The organism is Streptomyces sp. NPDC038280 (assembly GCF_055600045.1).
In genome coordinates, this window is the sequence record NZ_JBVJYZ010000014.1 from 43,766 (window position 1) to 60,890 (window position 17,125).

The window sequence follows — 17,125 nt, forward strand, 5'->3', positions numbered from 1 at the left end:
CCGTGAGCGGCGCGTGGTGTACGCCGTACACCACGTCCTACGGAAGGGGTTCACGTGGACTCGGAGCGCAAGACCGCCACGGTCGCGGGCGGATTGTTCCTGCTCACTGAAATAGCCGCGATCGCGGGGCTCACCCTTTACGGCCCGGCTCTGGACAGCGCCGCGTACGTCTCCGGCTCCGGCGCCGACAGCCGTGTGATCCTTGGGGCGTTGTGCGAGGTGGTCCTCGCGCTCGCCGTCGCCGGCACCGGGGTGACGCTGTTCCCGGTGCTGAAGAGGCAGAACGAGGGAACCGCTCTCGGCTACGTCTGCGGGCGGCTCCTCGAGGCCGCCGTCATCGTCGTGGGGATCATCAGCGTGCTGGCGCTGGTGACACTGCGCCAGGACACGGCGGGAGCCGGGGGCCCCGACGCCACCGCCGTCACGGCGGTCGCCACCGCGCTGGGAGCGGTCCACGACTGGGCGTTCCTCCTCGGCCCCAACATCGTCCTGGGCGCGAACACCGTGCTCCTGGCCCACCTGATGTACAGGTCGGGACTCGCGCCGCGCCCCCTCGCCGTCCTCGGACTGATCGGCGGAACGCTGATCTCCGCCTCCGGAGCGGCGGTGATGTTCGGTCTCTACCCGCAGCTGTCGACGTGGGGATCGCTCGCGGCCCTGCCGGTGTTCGCCTGGGAGGTGACGCTCGCGATCCGACTGATCGCCAGGGGGTTCGGGCCGGCGCGGGTCGTGGGGCGGGTGGTCGCCGCGGCCTGACGGAGGTGGGGGAGGGGCGCACTGCACCACCGGGGGGCGGTCCAGGGCGCCGGCGGTTCGGCTCGGGCTCGGGCCGCCCTTCACGGCGACCCCGTGCTCATAGGGCGCCGGCGGCCGCGTCCGGGGTGCCCAAGACGCTGGGCGCCGACGTCGGCCGAGTCCGAGTGTTGCGGTTGGCGATCCGCCGCGTGTCAGTGGCGTCCGCTTGGATTACCTCATGACTGTTCACGACGTTGCCCGCGCCCTCCCCGACATCCCGGTGCTCCGGGACCTCTGCAGGTCCATGGCCATGCTGGAGGCAGTGCTGAACCCTGACGGCGAGCGCTTCTACTCGTACAGCAGGACGTGGTCGGAGACGGAGGAGATCGCTTCGATGCGCAACGGCTCCGGCGACGAGTACGACATCGTCTTCTCCCCGGCAGGGGTGTACATCCGTGGCTTCGACCACGAGTCGCCGATGAGCCCCTACCACCATGATGACGTCCCCGAGGCGTGGCCGGGCGTCGTGGACTCGGTTCCCGCGGTGTTCCAGGAGTACGTGGCGGAGCCGGCGTTCGGGTTCGACGACGTGCCCCATGTGACCGCCTGTCTCTGGCGCGAGACGGGCACTGACCGGTGGGAGGCGGGGGAGATCGACTTCCCCGGGGCGCAACCGGATCCGGACGGCTCGGCTTGGCTGTTCGAGCTGCTGGTCAACCCGACTCCGGAGGCGTTCCAAGAGTTCGCGGAGTACTACTACGAGATCAACGTCGACATCGAGGCGGTACGCCACGTGTACGCCTTCCGGCCGCTCAACCAGGAAGTGGTCGCGCGCCTCAACCACAAGGCCCGCTTGGCAGGCGTGGTCGACGCCGCGGCCGCCCTCGACTACCCCGTCGACGACATACTGTGCGGGGCATGCTGAGTCGCCCCGCGTCCGAGGCAGATCCCAGGCGAAGCAAGCAAGGCGTGTGATGGTGGACCTTTGTCCAACGTCACCGTGGTCAGGGCTTATTGCTCTCTGGTGGTGGACCGTTTCTCCGTGTAGCGTCGCTGCCAGCTGTCGTGGTTCGCAGTACCTGCCCGCGCCTTGGCGCGGGCGTTTTGCTGTGCAGTGCTCGGGGACCAGGACGATCACCTCCGGGCCCGCGTGGTGCGTGCCCGATATCGACTGAGAGGCACGAGCATGGCCAGCGGTACCGTGAAGTGGTTCAACTCCGAAAAGGGCTTCGGTTTCATCGCGCAGGACGGCGGCGGTCCGGACGTCTTCGCGCACTACTCGAACATCAACGCCAGTGGCTACCGTGAGCTCCAGGAAGGCCAGGCGGTGACCTTCGACATCACCCAGGGCCAGAAGGGCCCGCAGGCGGAGAACATCACCCCCGCCTGACCCGAAGCCGGACCGACGTCAGGCCCCCGGAGCGCAACTCCGGGGGCCCGACGCGTGCGGCGATCGTTGCGGAGCCCAGCACCACCGCCATGCGCCGCGGACCGCGGGCCGGCCTGATTCAGGCAAGTGGGGGCACACGGATGTCACCACTTCCCGGAATGGGGGCGCTTCGATGCTCGGTATAGCCGCAGCTGTGTTGTTCTTCATCGCGTTTCTGATCAACGCTGCCGAGATTGCGACGAACCATGCTTTCTCGTCCGGCAATGTCATGCTCCTCGGCCTGACAGCGCTGGCTCTGCACGTGGCGGGCGTAGGGGCCGGCTGGCGAGCAGGCCGGGTTCGCAGGCGCTGAGGACGGGTTCGCGGCGCGACGAGGCACACTCGCTCCCGCTCAGGCGTACGTCACGGTGACCCGCTCGAAGCCGAGCGAGCGCAGCAGCCCCTCCAGCATCGCGGTCGTGTTCGTCTCGGCCCGCTGGGTGAGGCCGCTGGCCCGCGCGGCGTCCCCGATGCGCTTGACCGCCAGTTTCTGGACGGCCTGCTCCCCGGCCGGGTTGCCGGAGAACAGGTCGCCGAGCCGGTCCAGTAGCCCGCGTTGCTTGGAGACGGCGTAGGACCGTGCGGGGTCCAGGGCGGGGGTGCCCAGGGCGGCGTGGGGGAGACGGAGAGCGGCCTGCGTCCGGTCGGAGTTGACCGTGATCGCGCGCTCGTCCAGCTTTCCGAGGTCGACGTATGAGGCGACGGAACCCGCCCCGACGTACAGCGTGCGGGTGCCCCGGATCGCGTCGGGCAGGAAGCGGGCGTCCTGTTCCAGGTCCACCACGACCTGGTAGTCGCCGGCGGCGCCTTCGTATCGGCTCATGTCCCGGAGGGACTTCAGGACCGCCGGCCCGCTCCGGTCCTGGGTCCGGGTGCCGAAAATGTCCCCCAGGCCCGGGACCGGGAGGAACCGGGCGGCCACGACGAGCAGTGCGGCTACGGTGACCAGGGCGACGGCGGATCGGACCCACCATCGCGTCCAGGTGCGGCGCCCTGCTTCCGGCGCGCTGTCGTTCCGATGCGTCGTCGGCTGTGTCTTCGGATGCGTCTCCACGAGGACCGGATGCCCTGTCAGGACATGGTCATCCTCGATGTCATCCGCGCTTCTCCTCGACCCCCTGTCGCGCGGCCGTGTGCAGCGTGCGCAAGGCGAGCAGCAGTACGCCGATGTCGTCGAGGTAGACCGGGTCGGGCAGCAGGTCGACGGGGGAGACCGTGTAGACCACGGCCACCCAGAACAGCGCCTTGTCCCGCAGGGGCACCCCGGCGTCGAGCAGAAGTTTCCGGGCCTGGACCACTCTGATCAGCAGATAGACGGCACCGATCGCCGTGGCGAGGATGAGCGCGCCGATGATCCACCAGAGGATGCCGTCCATGGCGCTCCTATACCCGGGAACGAGCGTCTTTCACGCCTTTCGCCCTGTACGCGACGAACCGGCATCGCTCGTCGCTCAGTTGAGGCTCCACGACCAGGTGTGGTCGGCGCTGATCAGGCAGGCCAGGACGACCAGGTCGGCGATGCCGAGCGCAAGGCCCAGTCGGGCGCGGCCGGGGCGGCTGGTGCCGCGGCGCAGGGCGAGGCCCGCGAGGACGATCGCGGTCGGCCCGAGGAAGAGGTTCATCGCGAGCAGGCCCACGAGTCCCAGTACGAACGAGGCGACGGCCATGCCGTCGGCGTCCCGGGTGGTGCGGGTTCGGGCCGTCGCGTCTCGGACGGTGGCGGTTCGGCCGTTCGCCCTACGGGTGTCGGTGGCGCGGACGGCAGTACCCCGGGCATTCATGAGGAGACCTCCTGACGGTGGGGCCGGCGGTGATGACGGGCGACCCGCTCCCGGACCGCGAAGGCCAGCAGCCAGCAGGCGATGGCGGCAGTCGCGACGAGCGTGACGGGGACGGGCACATGGGCCACCGCCCCCAGGAGGATCCCCATCAGCATGAGGGCCGCTACGAGGAAGAGCATCGTGCTTCCTCCAAAATAGGTGACAGTTGTTCACTGACTGCCCAGTCTAAATCATGGCATGCGGTGCTCGGTGTCCGGAGGGTTAACTTTCCGTCATGAGTCAGACCGTCGGGGCCCGCCAGGCCCAACGCCACAGAACGCGCCGTGCCCTGCTGGACGCGGCCCTCTCGCTGCTGGAAGAGCAGAACCTCGGCAGCCTGGGCCTCCGTGAGGTGGCCCGCGCCGCCGGAGTGGCGCCGACCGCGTTCTACCGGCACTTCCGCGACACCGAGGAACTGGGCATCGCGCTGGTGGACGAGGCGCTGGAGAACCTGCACGGCATCATCCGCTCGACCCTCGCCACCACCGGAGACGCGGCCCAGCGCATCGACAGCACTGTGGAGTTGATGGCCGAACTCGTCCGCACCTATCCCGCGCACATCCGCTTCATCGTGCGGGAACGGCACGGCGGTGTGCGCAGGGTGCGCGAGGCGGTGGCCGGGCAGCTCGACGCCTTCGCCGGGGAAGTGGCCGAAAGCCTCGGTACCGACCCGCTCGGTACCGACTGGACCGAGGAGGACCTGCTCATGCTGGCCCGGCTGTACGTCGACCACATGGTGATGACGGCCTCCGCCTACCTGGCGGCGGCGCTGGAGGACAACGAGTGGGCCTCGGTCACGCGCACCGCACGCCGCCAGCTGCGACTGATCCACGCGGGCCGACTGAACTGGGCCGCCGCGAAAAGCCTGTGAGGGACCCGGCCGGGGCGTGGGCTGCGGGCGCGGTGCGAAGCCGACCGGGCCTGCCCTCAGAGGCGTCGGTCCGAGTCGGGCAGGGTGTGACACCCGCCCTTGTGGCGCGCGCTGTACTGGTGAGTAAGGTATGCCTCCCGGCTCGTACTGCACAGCCGCGCAAAGGAGTCCCTCCATGCCCCGCACCATGTCCGTGTCGGACAGCATCGTGATCAATGCCACCGCTTCGGCCGTGTACGAGCAGCTCAGTGATCCCACGGCGATGGGGCGCTGGAGCCCGGAGAACCGCGGAGCGACCGTGGTCGGTGAGCAGGGCGGGGCGTACGTCGGCATGGTTTTCGCGGGTCACAACAAGCGCGGTTCCTTTCGCTGGACGACGAAGTGCACGGTGACCGCCGCCGACCCGGGCAAGCGGTTCGCCTTCCGCGTCCATGCGATCGGAGCGCGCCGCCCGTGGCTCCCGGGCGCCATCGCCACATGGGAGTACCGCTTCGAACCCGTCGAAGGCGCCACCCGGGTCACGGAGATCTGGACCGACAACCGGCGCGCATGGCCCGACTTCCTTGCCAACGCGTTCGACCGGATCGCCACCCGGGGGCATACGTTCGCCGAGTTCCAGCGGGGCAACATCCGCACCACGCTGGAGCGGTTGAAGGGGGCGATGGAGTCGGACGGTGAGCGCGCCGCGAAGTAGCGGCGGAGCGCGGAGGCTCAATGACCAGCGACGCGAGTCCGCTAGCCCGGCCGCCCGCGAGCCCGCGGGGTGTCCCGGCTCCCGGTTCGCCGACGGTCGCCTCGCCCATGGTGCCGGTACGATCACCTGCTCATGGATGCGTACGTGCGAGTCGAGATGATCTCCATCCCGGGCGGGCAGGCAACGCTCTCGGACCGGCGGACGCAACGCAGTTGGCCGGTGCGGCTCGAGCCCTACCGACTCGCGCCGGTCCCGGTCACCCAGGAGCTGGTGTTGCGCGGCGGTGGCTGGTTCGACGAGTCGTGGAGCTGCCGGGCCTCCGCGCGACGCCGCAGCCATCCGACCTTCCGGATCGACGACGTGGGTTTCCGCGTCGCGCGTTCGGCGGGGGCGGCCTCGCCCGGACTCGGGGACGCACGGCTCCGGAGCCGGGGCTAGGCGTTCTTCGGCCGGTGGTGGTGGGCGCTGTGGCGGTTCTGCCGGGGCACGCGCAGCAGCCGGCGAGCGCCGGCACGGTGCTCGGAGGGCTGCGCGGTGACCAGTTGCTCGAACAGGCCGCGCGCGGCGACCATGGCCCGGCGCATCTCCTCGGTGTTCGTCTCGCTCGTCCCCGCGTGAGCGTGCTGCGCGAAGCGGTGAAGTCGACGGTAGCCGTCGACGTGGTGCGCGTGGCGGACGGACAGGGCGTCGATCTGCTTATCGATGTCACCGGAGGGGTAGCCGCGGTCGCGCGCCAGGCGGTCGAGGAGGAGAGTCGCGCCGGCCACGGCGTCGGCGGGCGCGTCCACGAACCGCTCCTGCAGACCGGCCCACTGTGCGACGTACTGTTCACGGGCGTGCGCCGACAAGTCGTGGGGCGAGAGGTCACCGTAGCGGCGGACGCGTTCGCTCAATTCCCGTAGCGCCGCACGGTTGTCGCCCTCGTGCCGGCTGACCGACCGCTCGTACTCCGGTCCGAACCGCCTGATCAGACTGCCGCCGCTGCTGTGCAGCAGAGGCCGCGCGCAGATGAGCGCCACGATGATGGCCGCTGCCACGGCCAGGATGCTGATAATGCCGACTGACATGCTGGGCCCTTTCGCAGAGACGTCCTCATGCGAGGCTTGTGTCACCCAGCGTTACCGACGCTTCCCGCCCTAAACGTCGCAATGTGGTCGGGCGCCCCGCCCGGGGCGGTAGCGGATCACGCCCGGGTGGGGACGTGGACCGACCTGCTGCCGCTGGATTCGATGTGGACGATCTGCAGCACGTTGTTCCGATAGGTCACCTTCAACTGCTCCCCGTCGCCGGTGTCGTGAGCGCCCGGCGGCTTCCAGGGGAGAGAGAGCGAGACGCCGTCAGCGACTGTCGAGGGGACGGTGAGGGCCTCGCCGCCGTTCAGCCGCTCCACGCCTCCGGGGGCCTCCAAGACCTCGATGACCAGGTGGCCGCCGCGCAGCATCCAGGATCCGTTCCACTTGACCGGGGCGCCGCCGCCGGTCCAGGAGATGCCGAAGCCTCCGTTCCCCCCGTCGGCGTCACGGTGGCCGTCCCGCGTACGGTCGCGCCACCCGGCGTGGTCGACTCCCGCTTCCAACTGCCCCTCGAGAAGGCGTCGAAGGCCCGGCCGACCACGCGGGAGGTGGCCGGCGCGGAAGGAGCTGACGACGACCCGCCCGAGGGGGAGGCCCCGCCGGAGGCCGGGTCCGCGGAAATGCCGGAAGTCCGCCGGTCCTCCAGGGCTCAGGACGCCTGCCTCGCGGCCCGCCAGTCCGGGGCGAGCACCGACCAGATCTCCTCGTCGTGACGCTTGCCCCGGTACAGATAACTCTCGCGAAGGACGCCGTCCTTGGTCATCCCGAGCCGCCGGGCCACGGCGATGCTGGGCTCATTGCCCACCGAGACCCACCACTCCACGCGGTGGATGCCCCGCTCCTCCACGGCCCAGTCGATGATCGCGCGCACGGCCCGGGTCACCAGCCCCCTGCCCACCGCCGACGGCTCGAGCCAGCAGCCCGCCTCGGCGGTGCCCTGAGCGACGTCCAGCTTTCGGAAGAGGACCGCGCCGACCAGTTCGCCGTCCGTCCAGATGCCGTAGAGCCGTCCGGTGTCCGCTGCGGTCCTGTCCGCGTACGCCTGCAGGAAGGCCCGGCTCGACTCCAGGTCCGTCACGACGTCGGGCAGCCCGTTGTGCTGCCCGATGAACTCCCGCCCTCGGTCCACGTGGGCCAGGAAGTCCTCCGCCTGCCACGGTTCGAGGGGGCGCAGCTCAGCGCCGTCGTCACCCAGGGATATCGCGTACATCGTCACCTTCCATGTTCGTCCATGTCGGATCGGCCACACGGGGAATGGATCTTCTCACGGGCGGTGTCGCGGGCGACTGCCCTCAGACTCATGCGCCACGCCCCCCACCCACGCCGGTCGGCTTCCTGGTGGCCCGTACGATGTGCGCATGACCAGCAGCGCCATGGTGAGCCGCCGCCCCGCCGGGCGTGGCCTGCTGTTGCTCGTACTGGCCGTGCTGGCAGGCGTGTTGGGTATGCACGCGCTGGCGCCCGGGGCGTCGACGATGCACGCGGATGCCGGGCACGGCATGTCAGCGCTCCAGCCGGGAGTACTCCATCCGGAAGCTCTCCAGCGGGAAGTACTCCATCGAGCACTGCCTCGGCCGGCCGAAGTCCGGGCGGCTGCCGTTCATCGAGCGGGCGATGCCTGCTCGCACATGACCGGTCGGTCGGACGAGCACCTCGATCACGCGGACGGGGCGTGCGTCGCGGCCGGGGTCGGTTCCCCGTACGCCCCGCCCGCGCTGACCGCCGCCCTGAGGGACGCCGCCGGCGTCGTGGCGCTGCCCGGTGGCATGCCGGGGGCCGTCGCGCGCGGCCGGGCGCCTCCCGACCTGTCCGAGCTGCAACTCCTGCGGATATAGAGCGGCCGTACGGCGCCTCTCTCCGGCGTGGCCGGTGAGCGGTGCCGCGCGCTTCGGCACGCCCACTTTCCGTACTCGACGCATGCCCTCGAAGGGCTGCGCAGCAAGGAGTCGCACGAACCATGAACAGCAAGCGTTCCCTCGTCCGCCGTACTGTCACCGTCGCCGCCGCGGGTGCCGCCGCTCTGGTGTTGGCCGCCTGCGGCTCGGGCGGGGATGGTTCCGCCGGACACGGCGGCCACACCACCGGCCGGCCGAGCGCGCCCGCCTCGTCCCCGACTGTGCGGGGGCAGCACAACGACGCCGACATCGCCTTCGCCCAGGGAATGATCCCCCATCACCGGCAGGCCGTGGAGATGGCCGATCTCGCCACCACCCGGGCGCAGTCCGCCGAGGTGAAGAAGCTCGCCGCCGAGATCAAGAAGGCACAGGACCCGGAGATCAAGATGATGTCGGGATGGCTGGAGTCCTGGGGCGAGGAGGTGCCCGCCGCGGGGGCGATGGACCACTTCGGTCACGGCATGGGTGGCGGGATGATGACCGGCGAGGAGATGGACAAGCTGGAGAAGTCCTCGGGCAAGGCGTTCGACACCGCCTTCATGGAAATGATGATCAAGCACCATGAGGGGGCGGTGGAGATGGCCGGGACCGAGCAGTCCGCGGGTTCGTACAAGCCCGCCAAGGCCACGGCCGAGGCGATCATCACGTCCCAGACCGCCGAGATCACGCGTATGCGGAAGCTGCTCGGCAAGTGAACGCGCTGCTCGGCAGGAACTGACCGGGCCGGCCGACCGGGACATGGGTGGACTCCGAGGGGGTCCGCCCATGTCCCCGCCCGCTTCGTCACCGGCGCGGCGGCCTTCACCGGGGTGCGACCGCCTTCTCGGTACCACGGGTGATGTCCCCCTGGTCAGACGCTCAGGCCCCGGTAATGAGTGGTCAGCCGCCCCCCGTCCTCCAGGACGTGGAAGGCGAGAGCGGGCGGCTGCTCCAGGTACACATGGTCCTCGGGGTGGGCCCGGTGTTCCCACGGCAGACGGAGCGTGGAGGCCACTCCGGGGGCCACGAGCAGGGGACGGCCCGCGAAGGTCGTCGCGGCGGAGGTGTGCGCGTGGCCGCAGAGGAAGGCCGCGACGTGGGGGTGGCACTCAACCATTTCCGCCAGGCGCTGTTCGCCGAACTGGCGCAGGCCGTCGATGAACGGGTCGTGCAGCAGGACGGGCGGGTGGTGAAACCCGACCAGGACAGGCACCTCCCGAGGGGTCTCGGAGAGAACGCCGTCCAGCCAGGCAAGCGTCTCGTCATCGAGGTAGCCCTCGTCCTTGCCCGGGACCGAGGAGTCGCACAGGGCGATGGTGACCCCGTCACGGCGGTGCACCTGGTTGATCGGAGTCGCTGATTCCGCGAAGCCGAGCAGTACGCGCCGGAACGCGGAGCGTTCGTCGTGGTTGCCGGGACAGACCAGCGTCGGATGGCGGGACGTCAACAGTCTTCGGGCCCGCTCGTACTCGGCCGCCAGTCCGTGATCGGCGATGTCGCCCGTCACCAGGACGGCATCCAGGTCCCAGGGGAGTGCGTTCAGATAGTCCATGACCACACGGGTCCGGTCGCCGCTGCGCTGCCCGCCGTCGATGTGGAGGTCGCTGATGTGAGCGATGACGATCACCGTTGGAGTCCTTTCCTCTCGCCGTGTGGCGCGAAGGTGCGAGGGTGCGAAGGCGCGGGCCACGCAGACGGACAGACCGCAGGGGCCCGGACGTGAGGTCGCGCGCGTCGATGCCGGTCACGAACCTATGAGCGCGACAGGACCATCGTTAAGATCCACATCTATGCAGAATCATTGGTCCAGTTCGCGAGTGGATCTCCATATCGAGCTGGACCCGGCGGCCGGTCGGCGCGCCGGCCTGGAGTCCGCCCTGCGGCGCGCGGTGCAGGAAGGCCATCTGGCCTCCGGAGCACGCCTGCCGTCCACCCGTGGCCTGGCCCGGGACCTCGGGCTCTCACGGGGAACGGTCACCGCCGCGTACGACCAGCTGGTCGCGGAGGGGTATCTCACTTCACGCCCCGGATCCGGCACCACCGTGGCCGGCACGCCGCCCCACGGCGCCAAGGCCACGAGCCCCGGGGCCACTTCGGTACCGCCCCTCCACGATCTGCGCCCGGGTCTTCCGGACATCAGCGCCTTTCCCACCCGTGCCTGGCTCTCCGCCACCCGGCGGGTCCTCAACCGTGCGCGTCCCGAGGTGTTCGGCTCCGGGGATCCTCAGGGCCACATCGAACTGCGCACCGCCCTCGCCGAGTACCTCGGCCGTACGCGCGGTGTACTCGCCACCCCGGACCGCATCGTGATCACCGCCGGCTACTACCAGGGCGTGAACCTGCTCGGTCGCGTCCTGTCGGAGCGCGGCGTCGGCACCGTCGCGACGGAGGACCCGGGCCACGACCTCTACCGTGAAGTCCTCCAACGCGCCGGATTCAGTACCCTTCCCGTACCCGTCGACGCGCACGGTGCCCGCGTGGAGGCACTGACCAGCCGCACGGGCGCGGTCTTTCTCACCCCCGCCCATCAGTACCCGACCGGGGTCCCCCTGCATCCGCGGCGCCGTCAGGCAGCGCACGCGTGGGCGCATTCCACGGGTGGCCTGATCGTCGAGGACGACTACGACGGCGAGTTCCGTTACGACCGCCAACCCGTCGGCGCTCTCCAGGGCACCGCGCCCGAACACGTCGTGTACTGCGGCACCGCTTCCAAGACGCTCGGTCCCGCTCTGCGGCTCGCGTGGATGGTCCTGCCCCCGGACCTCGTACGTCCTCTCGTGCGGGCCAAGCACGAGGCCGACCTCTACGGCGACACACTGGCGCAGCTCGTCCTCGCGGACCTGATCGCCACCCACGCCTACGACCGCCACATCCGCTCCTCGCGTCTGCGGTACCGCCGGCGCCGTCAGCTGCTCCTCGACCGCCTCCCCGCCGCCCCCGGCCTCACCCCGCACGGCGTTCCCGCCGGACTCCACGTACTCGTCACACTCGCCGACGACCACCCCGCCGAACACCGGATCCTGGCCGACGCCGCAGGCCGGGGTCTCGCCCTGCGCGGCCTGACGGAACTTCACCACGACCCCGCCGGACGCCCCCAAGGCCTGATGATCGGCTTCGCCGCGCCCTCCGAGGGTGCGTACCCGGCCGCCCTCGACGCCTTGCACACGGCTCTGACGCCGGCCGGACAGAAGCGCGTCGGCGACGCCTAGAACACGAGCCCCTGCTCGTTGACCAGCGCCATCGTGGCCTTCATGTCGGCCAGGCAACCGTAGGGCCCCACCTTCTCCTCCAGCTGCGAGGGGCTCAGTTCCTCCGTGAGCTGGTCGAGCCACCGGAACAGCTCCTCCAGGCCCCCGGGCGAGATGATCTCCAGCAACCGCGCCGGTTCCTCGCCCGCGTTCCAGAAGGTGTGCCACTCGCCGCGCGGCTTGAAGACCAGGTCACCCGGTCTGGCCACCACGTCCTTACCGCCGAACCTGGCGCCGACGGTCCCTTCGAGAATGAAACTGAACTCGTCCTCGCGGGTGTGCTTGTGGACAGGGGCGGCGAGCACCCGTGGGGGGAGCCGATGCTCGACGAGCGCGAAGCGGCCGCCCCAGTCGCCGCTGTTGATCAGGAAGCGGTCTCCGCAGGCCTGATCCGGCTGGTACAGCTCGCCGTCCTGAGGTCCCAGAATCCGGTGTACCACCACTGCCCACACCGCCTTTCGGGCTCCGGGCAGAGTGCGCGAGCCCTCGCTTGCTCTCGGCAAGGCGGATTCGTTTCCGGAAGGCGCGCCCGCCTCGCGGGGGCACACCCCACGCTCCTACTGTGACGCGCGGACGCCCAAGCTGCATCCCCGGCGGAAGGCCCCCTGTCGAGGAGCGGGACCTCACCGCCGGGGCTGAGCACGCGAGGGCCTGCCGTCGGACGGGCCCCCTCCGCGGCGTGCAGGACGCAGGGCCGGCTCAGGTGGCGAACTCACCGAACCATGCGCGGTTGAGGAGGTACGTGGGCAGGAACGGCGACGCGGTGTCGATGGGGAAGCCCCCGTCGTGGGCGAGACACGCCATCGCGAGGGGCCCCAGCGCCACCCGGCCGCGGGGGTCGCCCGAGCCGTTCCAGTACCGCTCGTGGTGGGCGAGCGCCTCGGTGAGGGCCTGGGCGAAGGCGTCGTGGTCGTTCGTGAGGATGCGGTGGAAGAGAGCGATGGGCTGGTAGTCGACCAGGTTCAGGAAGTCGCTCGAGGTGCGGGTCGCGACGTCCGGATGGGACGTGTTCATGGCGGCGACCAGTTTGGGGACGATGTCGTCCATGGGGACCCTCAGCCAGTAGCTCTGCAGGGTGTCGATCCAGTGGAAGAGGTAGTCGTCCGCAGGGCCGACACGGCGCAGGTCGTCCAGCGGGACCTGGCACAGACGCGTGAGCCGGTCGTGTTCCCTGCAGACGAGGGCGAGCCAGAAGGCGTCGAGCCAGGCACGGGCGTCGGCGTAGGGCGCGGGGCCGGTGGCGGGCAGGGCCAGTACGCGGTCACCCACGCGGCACTCCACGGTCCCTCCCCGGGTGAGCGTGGTGGCGAACATCGCGCTGCCGATCTGCATGGCCGTGACCCAGGCCTCCCACGTCTCCAGGGCCCCCGCGTCGGGGTCTTCGCCGCAGCGCTCGTGTGCGTGTGCGACGGCGGCCCCGAAACCACCGCCGAAGGCGCTCGGATCCTCTGCGATGCGCGCGACGAACTCCTCCACCGCGTGGGCGAGTCGGTCGACATCGGCCACGCCCGGCACATCGGTCTCCGGGCTCCCGGCGTCGTCCCGGTCGCGCAGGCTCTTCATCAGTTCCATCAACTCCGGAGGAACCACCACGGACATGGAGCGGCTCTCGTGGTCGATGTGCGTGAGGGACACCAGGCGTCCCTGGTGCCACCAGTACAGCCCTGGCGAGAGCGAGCCGGGTCCGTCCTGATATGCGCCGAGGGCGTACGCGCCCAGGTCGTTGACCGCGTCCACCACGGTTCCGTCGACGATCGGGTGGAACGCCAGCAGATGCCGGGTCGGGACGACAACGAGGGCTCCGGCCTCCGGCAGCTCCCGCCCGGTGACGGCCCGGGACAGCTCGGGCAGTACGAGCGCCTTGCTCGACACGAAGTGGGACTCGCCGCTGATCGACTGCAAGAGCGCTCCCGACGGCCCGCTCACCTCCGCATGCTCCACCGGTTCGCGAAGCAGGTTTGCCCGGCCCGCCGCCCACACTGCGTCCACGCCGGCGAGTGCCATGTCATGGTCGGTCAGGATCCGTACGGAGCTCGGCGCGTCGAGCGCCAGAGCCGCGATCAGCCCTTCGGCCGCCGGACGCACATAGCGGAATCCGTCCGCGGCGTCGGCGGGAAGGGCGTCGGCGGGCAGGAGGCGCAGATACGTCTGCCGCAGCAGCTCCTCCGCCCCCTCAGCGCCCTGGGACGCGGTCTCCAAACGGGCGAAGTGTTCGTGGACCATCCTCGGCCAGTGCTCCTCGGCCACCGTCCGGCACCGCTGCGCCACGTTCGTGAGCGGACTGCGGCGGCCGTTGTGCTCGACAGCATCTCCTTCGACCGTCACGTGCACGCCGTGCCGTGTGGAGAGGTAATCGGCGGCCAGACTCCGCAGGTGTGAGGCCTGGGGCACGGTGAGCATGGGCAAGTGGGCGTCGAACGCGTGGTGTTGGGTCACCCCGGTAACTCTACGAAGTCGAGCCCGGCCCGTTGCGGACGGGGGCGGTCGGATCACTCCGGTGCCAGGACGGGCCCGTGGTCGAGGAGTCACGGGGGCCCCGCCTCAGCCCGGGCGGGTGGACGGCCGGGTGCGCTGCGGACTACTCGGTTGCTCTGTCCGAAAGTCGGTGAGAGGGTTCCGGCCATGCCTTTCTTCTCCGCGCCCGACGGAACCAAGCTCGCCGCTCACCTGTCGGGTGAGGGCCTTCCGGTGGTCTGCCTTCCCGGAGGCCCGATGCAGGACTCCGTCTATCTCGGAGACCTCGGCGGCCTCTCCGCGCACCGACAGCTGATCACGCTGGACCTTCGGGGAACCGGCCGATCGGAGACGCCCGAGGACCCTGCCTCGTACCGCTGTGACCGACTCGTCGACGATGTGGAGGCCCTGCGCGTCCATCTGGGCCTCGACCGGCTGGATCTGCTGGCACACTCCGCCGGCGCGAATCTGGCCGCGCGCTATGTCGAGCGTCACCCGCGGCGGGTGAGCAGGCTCGCCCTGATCAGTCCGAGCACCATGGCCGCCGGTATCGCGATCGCCGGGGACGTCCGGCGCGAGACGGCTCGGCTGCGCCGGGACGAGCCGTGGTTCCCGGCCGCGTTCGCCGGCCTGGAAGCGATCGTCGCCGGCAAGGCGACCGCCGACTCCTGGCAGGAGATCGCGCCGTTCTACTACGGCCGCTGGGACGAGGCGGCACGGGCCCACCGGGCTGCGGAGGACGGGCAGCGAAACAAGGAAGCAGCGGCTGTTTTCGGTGCGGAGGGTGCCTTCGACCCGGATGCCACGCGCGCGGCACTCGCACGGTTCGATCAGCCCGTGCTGCTCCTCGCCGGGGAGGTCGATCTCAATTCCCCTCCCAGCGCGGTGGCGGAGCTCGCCGGGCTCTTTCCGCACGCCCAGCTCGTCGTTCAACCCGGGGCCGGACACTTTCCGTGGCTCGACGACGCCGACCGGTTCGTGACGGCCACCGCGGAGTTCCTCGGTTGCCCGCGCTTCCCCTGACCCGGCTCCTCACGCCGCCGCTCGTCAGAGAGGGAAGGCGGGCCGGCTGGGGTCTGATCGACGGCGGCACTATGCCGCCGCGTCACGCCCCAGCCGCGCCGACGGTCTTCGCGCAGTAGCTCACCCACGCTCCGCAGAAGCAGGTGGGCGAGCCTCGGCCACGAACGGACGCAGCCACGCCCGCACTCCGGAGCGTTCCAGGACGCCCACCGCACATGCCTCCCCGTTTCCCGGTCCCGGCGTCCGGCCGGCCACCGGGCGCCCTCCTCGGTCCTCAGGCCCCTCCGCGCAGCCGCTCCGCCTCCTCGAGGAGCCACGACGGCCGGACCATCTCGACATTGCGGCCGACGCCCTCGGCGGCCCGGGCCAGTGCGCCCGCTGCCACGGCCGCCTGCCCGTCGGCGGCCCGGGCGTCGGGCACCGCCAGGGCGCGGGCCGCTTCGGCGAGCGCCTCCGCCGCGGCGGCTTCCCCGGCCCCGGCGAGGTTCAGGGACGCGGCGGAGCGCTCGGCGGTCTCGGCTGCCTGTCCGTACCGGCCCTCGACCCAGTGCGTCCACGCGATGTTGTAGAGACAGACTCCCTCGGTGCGCGGATTCTCCATCGTCGACGCCGCTTGGAGCGCGGCCTCCAGCGACGTCAGCGCGTCCGCGACCCGTCCGAGGGCGAGCAGGGACACGCCCTTGGCGTTCAGCGCGTAGTCCGTCGCTTCCTTGATCCCGGCGTCCTGGTAGGCGAGAACGGCCCTGTCACCGGCCGCGATGGTCTCCTCCCAGCGGCCCATGGTCAGCAGGGCCGTGAAGCGGGCGTTCCACGAACGGGCCTCGGTGAGCAGGTCCCCCGACGCGGCGGCGACCGCGCTCAGCCGATCAGCACCGGCGAGAGCCGCCGCCCCGTCTCCCAGCGTGCTCTGGGCAAGGCTGAGGCTCAGGACGGCATGCGCCTCGGCTTCGGCGTCGCCGTTCTCATGGGCCAGGTCGCCCGCCCGGGCCAGCGGGCCCACGGCGGCGTCGAGGCTGCCCAGCTGACGGTGGGCGTCACCCAGACCGAACATGGCGTTCTGCAGCGCGCGGCGGTCGTCGAGGCGCTCGGCCAGCTCGGTGAACAGGTCGACCGCGTCCCCCAGCGGGCCTCCGCTCAAGCGGGCGTGGCCGAAGCCGATGAGGTGGGCGAGACGCGCACGGTCGTCAGTCAACTGTTCCTCCAGTGTCAGGTGTATCGAGATCACGGCAAGCACCGAGCCGTGCCAGACCGTCCATTCGCTAATCGCTCCGAGGACCAGCGCGGCGTCGAGTCCTCACCGTCCGACATGGCGCGGCTCAGTTCCTGACGCAACGGCGCGAGCGTGTCCGCCAACTCGACCGCATCGTTCATGAGCAGTGCCCCCAACCGGCTACTTCGGATCAACTACCCACTGGCTCGGGGCACATCATCACGCATCGGCCCCCCGCCGCGTCCAGCCGGGGCAGCGGAAGGGCGCCCTGAAGAACCGCTCACTGGCTCCGCCCCGCCGACCGTCACGGGCCTGTAGGGGTCAGGGTCGTGGATGCCGAAAAGCGGTTCGCTGCCGCGGGGGTGATCATGACATCCTGACCCGCATGGATCCGGGACCGGTCGCCGCGGCGTGACGCCTCGCGCGTGCCCGTTTCCCCGAGACGCTCGCCGTGGTCCCTGGCCGGCTCCACCGCCTCGGGGCGGGCGACCGCGAGCAGTGATCTCGATCTTGCCGTGCTCATCGAGGACGGGGACGAGACCTGCCGGGAGACTCTCCGGTTCGAGGGGCGCCTGGCGGAACGGATCCTCGACCTCGCCGACGGGCCTCTTCGCGGGGGTTAACCGCATGGCCTGGCACGGTGTCATCGACTCGGTCGCCACCGGCCGGACGCTGACGCAACTCGACGCAATTG

General features: G+C 70.6%; 22 protein-coding genes and 1 pseudogene. 12 read left to right on the forward strand and 11 right to left on the reverse strand.

Going from position 1 to position 17,125, the window contains the following annotated elements; genetic code table 11:
• Positions 1-54: 54 nt before the first annotated feature.
• From ACZ7J0_RS25015 to ACZ7J0_RS25030, 4 genes are all read left to right on the forward strand, one after another.
• Entirely contained in the window at positions 55-756 is a 702-nt protein-coding gene (locus tag ACZ7J0_RS25015; RefSeq protein WP_470890863.1) for a DUF4386 domain-containing protein, read from the forward strand.
• A gap of 217 nt (positions 757-973) precedes the next feature.
• Positions 974-1,660, forward strand: a complete 687-nt coding sequence (locus ACZ7J0_RS25020; RefSeq protein WP_470890865.1) for a hypothetical protein — start codon at positions 974-976, stop codon at positions 1,658-1,660.
• 261 nt (positions 1,661-1,921) lie between these two features.
• Positions 1,922-2,125 (forward strand): cold-shock protein, encoded by a 204-nt coding sequence (locus ACZ7J0_RS25025; protein ID WP_028964611.1) that lies wholly within the window; start codon positions 1,922-1,924, stop codon positions 2,123-2,125.
• Between the two features lie 172 nt (positions 2,126-2,297).
• Positions 2,298-2,477, forward strand: coding sequence for a hypothetical protein (locus tag ACZ7J0_RS25030; RefSeq protein ID WP_470890867.1), 180 nt, complete (start codon positions 2,298-2,300; stop codon positions 2,475-2,477).
• A 39-nt stretch (positions 2,478-2,516) separates the two neighbouring features.
• Here the strand turns inward: ACZ7J0_RS25030 and ACZ7J0_RS25035 are convergent, their stop codons facing one another.
• The 4 genes from ACZ7J0_RS25035 to ACZ7J0_RS25050 all read right to left on the reverse strand — a co-directional run bounded on the left by ACZ7J0_RS25035 (position 2,517) and on the right by ACZ7J0_RS25050 (position 4,124).
• On the reverse strand, positions 2,517-3,239 hold the full coding sequence (locus tag ACZ7J0_RS25035; RefSeq protein ID WP_470891124.1) for a DUF4230 domain-containing protein: 723 nt from the start codon (positions 3,237-3,239) through the stop codon (positions 2,517-2,519).
• A 19-nt stretch (positions 3,240-3,258) separates the two neighbouring features.
• Entirely contained in the window at positions 3,259-3,540 is a 282-nt protein-coding gene (locus ACZ7J0_RS25040; RefSeq protein ID WP_470890869.1) for a YkvA family protein, read from the reverse strand.
• 75 nt (positions 3,541-3,615) lie between these two features.
• A complete protein-coding gene (locus ACZ7J0_RS25045) occupies positions 3,616-3,945 on the reverse strand; it encodes a DUF4190 domain-containing protein (protein WP_470890871.1) in 330 nt (109 codons plus the stop codon).
• Positions 3,942-4,124, reverse strand: a complete 183-nt coding sequence (locus tag ACZ7J0_RS25050) for a hypothetical protein (protein WP_470890873.1) — start codon at positions 4,122-4,124, stop codon at positions 3,942-3,944. The genes ACZ7J0_RS25045 and ACZ7J0_RS25050 overlap by 4 nt, the downstream gene beginning before the upstream one ends.
• Positions 4,125-4,219: 95 nt before the next feature.
• Here ACZ7J0_RS25050 and ACZ7J0_RS25055 point away from each other — a divergent pair, with 95 nt between their 5' ends.
• The 3 genes and pseudogenes from ACZ7J0_RS25055 to ACZ7J0_RS25065 all read left to right on the forward strand — a co-directional run.
• Entirely contained in the window at positions 4,220-4,855 is a 636-nt protein-coding gene (locus tag ACZ7J0_RS25055) for a TetR family transcriptional regulator (protein WP_470890875.1), read from the forward strand.
• A gap of 175 nt (positions 4,856-5,030) precedes the next feature.
• Positions 5,031-5,549 carry an SRPBCC family protein gene (locus ACZ7J0_RS25060; RefSeq protein ID WP_470890877.1) on the forward strand — a complete coding sequence of 173 codons (519 nt, stop codon included), beginning with the start codon at positions 5,031-5,033 and terminating at the stop codon, positions 5,547-5,549.
• 270 nt (positions 5,550-5,819) lie between these two features.
• Positions 5,820-5,987 (forward strand): annotated as a pseudogene (locus ACZ7J0_RS25065) (SUMF1/EgtB/PvdO family nonheme iron enzyme); the annotation flags it as partial.
• Here ACZ7J0_RS25065 and ACZ7J0_RS25070 read toward each other — a convergent pair.
• From ACZ7J0_RS25070 to ACZ7J0_RS25080, 3 genes are all read right to left on the reverse strand, one after another.
• Positions 5,984-6,616: a hypothetical protein gene (locus ACZ7J0_RS25070; RefSeq protein WP_470890879.1), complete on the reverse strand. Its 633-nt coding sequence runs from the start codon at positions 6,614-6,616 to the stop codon at positions 5,984-5,986. The pseudogene ACZ7J0_RS25065 and the gene ACZ7J0_RS25070 overlap by 4 nt on opposite strands.
• 116 nt (positions 6,617-6,732) lie before the next feature.
• Positions 6,733-7,125: a hypothetical protein gene (locus tag ACZ7J0_RS25075; RefSeq protein ID WP_470890881.1), complete on the reverse strand. Its 393-nt coding sequence runs from the start codon at positions 7,123-7,125 to the stop codon at positions 6,733-6,735.
• Between the two features lie 146 nt (positions 7,126-7,271).
• Complete coding sequence (locus ACZ7J0_RS25080) at positions 7,272-7,832, reverse strand: GNAT family N-acetyltransferase (protein ID WP_470890883.1); 561 nt, start codon at positions 7,830-7,832, stop codon at positions 7,272-7,274.
• Between the two features lie 148 nt (positions 7,833-7,980).
• Here ACZ7J0_RS25080 and ACZ7J0_RS25085 point away from each other — a divergent pair, with 148 nt between their 5' ends.
• Together ACZ7J0_RS25085 and ACZ7J0_RS25090 are read left to right on the forward strand one after the other, a co-directional pair.
• A complete protein-coding gene (locus ACZ7J0_RS25085; protein ID WP_470890885.1) occupies positions 7,981-8,457 on the forward strand; it encodes a DUF6153 family protein in 477 nt (158 codons plus the stop codon).
• 122 nt (positions 8,458-8,579) lie between these two features.
• A complete protein-coding gene (locus ACZ7J0_RS25090) occupies positions 8,580-9,212 on the forward strand; it encodes a DUF305 domain-containing protein (RefSeq protein WP_470890887.1) in 633 nt (210 codons plus the stop codon).
• A gap of 155 nt (positions 9,213-9,367) precedes the next feature.
• Here ACZ7J0_RS25090 and ACZ7J0_RS25095 read toward each other — a convergent pair whose 3' ends face one another.
• Positions 9,368-10,123 carry a metallophosphoesterase gene (locus tag ACZ7J0_RS25095; protein WP_470890889.1) on the reverse strand — a complete coding sequence of 252 codons (756 nt, stop codon included), beginning with the start codon at positions 10,121-10,123 and terminating at the stop codon, positions 9,368-9,370.
• 163 nt (positions 10,124-10,286) lie between these two features.
• On the opposite strand from ACZ7J0_RS25095, the gene pdxR reads away from it, so the two are divergent.
• Positions 10,287-11,705: a MocR-like pyridoxine biosynthesis transcription factor PdxR gene (gene pdxR, locus ACZ7J0_RS25100; protein WP_470890891.1), complete on the forward strand. Its 1,419-nt coding sequence runs from the start codon at positions 10,287-10,289 to the stop codon at positions 11,703-11,705.
• On the opposite strand, the gene ACZ7J0_RS25105 is transcribed toward pdxR, so the two are convergent.
• Positions 11,702-12,184, reverse strand: coding sequence for a cupin domain-containing protein (locus ACZ7J0_RS25105; protein WP_470890893.1), 483 nt, complete (start codon positions 12,182-12,184; stop codon positions 11,702-11,704). The genes pdxR and ACZ7J0_RS25105 overlap by 4 nt on opposite strands.
• Before the next feature lie 259 nt (positions 12,185-12,443).
• Positions 12,444-14,180: an immunity 49 family protein gene (locus ACZ7J0_RS25110; protein WP_470890895.1), complete on the reverse strand. Its 1,737-nt coding sequence runs from the start codon at positions 14,178-14,180 to the stop codon at positions 12,444-12,446.
• A gap of 186 nt (positions 14,181-14,366) precedes the next feature.
• Here ACZ7J0_RS25110 and ACZ7J0_RS25115 point away from each other — a divergent pair, with 186 nt between their 5' ends.
• Complete coding sequence (locus ACZ7J0_RS25115; RefSeq protein ID WP_470890897.1) at positions 14,367-15,221, forward strand: alpha/beta fold hydrolase; 855 nt, start codon at positions 14,367-14,369, stop codon at positions 15,219-15,221.
• A 274-nt stretch (positions 15,222-15,495) separates the two neighbouring features.
• Here the strand turns inward: ACZ7J0_RS25115 and ACZ7J0_RS25120 are convergent, their stop codons facing one another.
• Entirely contained in the window at positions 15,496-16,413 is a 918-nt protein-coding gene (locus tag ACZ7J0_RS25120; protein ID WP_470890899.1) for a hypothetical protein, read from the reverse strand.
• A gap of 443 nt (positions 16,414-16,856) precedes the next feature.
• Between ACZ7J0_RS25120 and ACZ7J0_RS25125 the strand changes: the two genes are divergently transcribed.
• Positions 16,857-17,054, forward strand: coding sequence for a nucleotidyltransferase domain-containing protein (locus tag ACZ7J0_RS25125; protein WP_470890901.1), 198 nt, complete (start codon positions 16,857-16,859; stop codon positions 17,052-17,054).
• Positions 17,055-17,125: the final 71 nt, after the last annotated feature.

Bases quoted from the DNA above. Each gene is read 5' to 3' on its own strand.
- ACZ7J0_RS25045 (WP_470890871.1), bottom strand. From the start codon at position 3,945: ATGAATGCCCGGGGTACTGCCGTCCGCGCCACCGACACCCGTAGGGCG.
- ACZ7J0_RS25070 (WP_470890879.1), bottom strand. From the start codon at position 6,616: ATGTCAGTCGGCATTATCAGCATCCTGGCCGTGGCAGCGGCCATCATC.
- pdxR (WP_470890891.1), top strand. From the start codon at position 10,287: ATGCAGAATCATTGGTCCAGTTCGCGAGTGGATCTCCATATCGAGCTG.
- ACZ7J0_RS25025 (WP_028964611.1), top strand. From the start codon at position 1,922: ATGGCCAGCGGTACCGTGAAGTGGTTCAACTCCGAAAAGGGCTTCGGT.
- ACZ7J0_RS25050 (WP_470890873.1), bottom strand. From the start codon at position 4,124: ATGCTCTTCCTCGTAGCGGCCCTCATGCTGATGGGGATCCTCCTGGGG.
- ACZ7J0_RS25020 (WP_470890865.1), top strand. From the start codon at position 974: ATGACTGTTCACGACGTTGCCCGCGCCCTCCCCGACATCCCGGTGCTC.
- ACZ7J0_RS25090 (WP_470890887.1), top strand. From the start codon at position 8,580: ATGAACAGCAAGCGTTCCCTCGTCCGCCGTACTGTCACCGTCGCCGCC.
- ACZ7J0_RS25040 (WP_470890869.1), bottom strand. From the start codon at position 3,540: ATGGACGGCATCCTCTGGTGGATCATCGGCGCGCTCATCCTCGCCACG.
- ACZ7J0_RS25080 (WP_470890883.1), bottom strand. From the start codon at position 7,832: ATGTACGCGATATCCCTGGGTGACGACGGCGCTGAGCTGCGCCCCCTC.
- ACZ7J0_RS25060 (WP_470890877.1), top strand. From the start codon at position 5,031: ATGCCCCGCACCATGTCCGTGTCGGACAGCATCGTGATCAATGCCACC.
- ACZ7J0_RS25030 (WP_470890867.1), top strand. From the start codon at position 2,298: ATGCTCGGTATAGCCGCAGCTGTGTTGTTCTTCATCGCGTTTCTGATC.
- ACZ7J0_RS25055 (WP_470890875.1), top strand. From the start codon at position 4,220: ATGAGTCAGACCGTCGGGGCCCGCCAGGCCCAACGCCACAGAACGCGC.
- ACZ7J0_RS25085 (WP_470890885.1), top strand. From the start codon at position 7,981: ATGACCAGCAGCGCCATGGTGAGCCGCCGCCCCGCCGGGCGTGGCCTG.
- ACZ7J0_RS25115 (WP_470890897.1), top strand. From the start codon at position 14,367: ATGCCTTTCTTCTCCGCGCCCGACGGAACCAAGCTCGCCGCTCACCTG.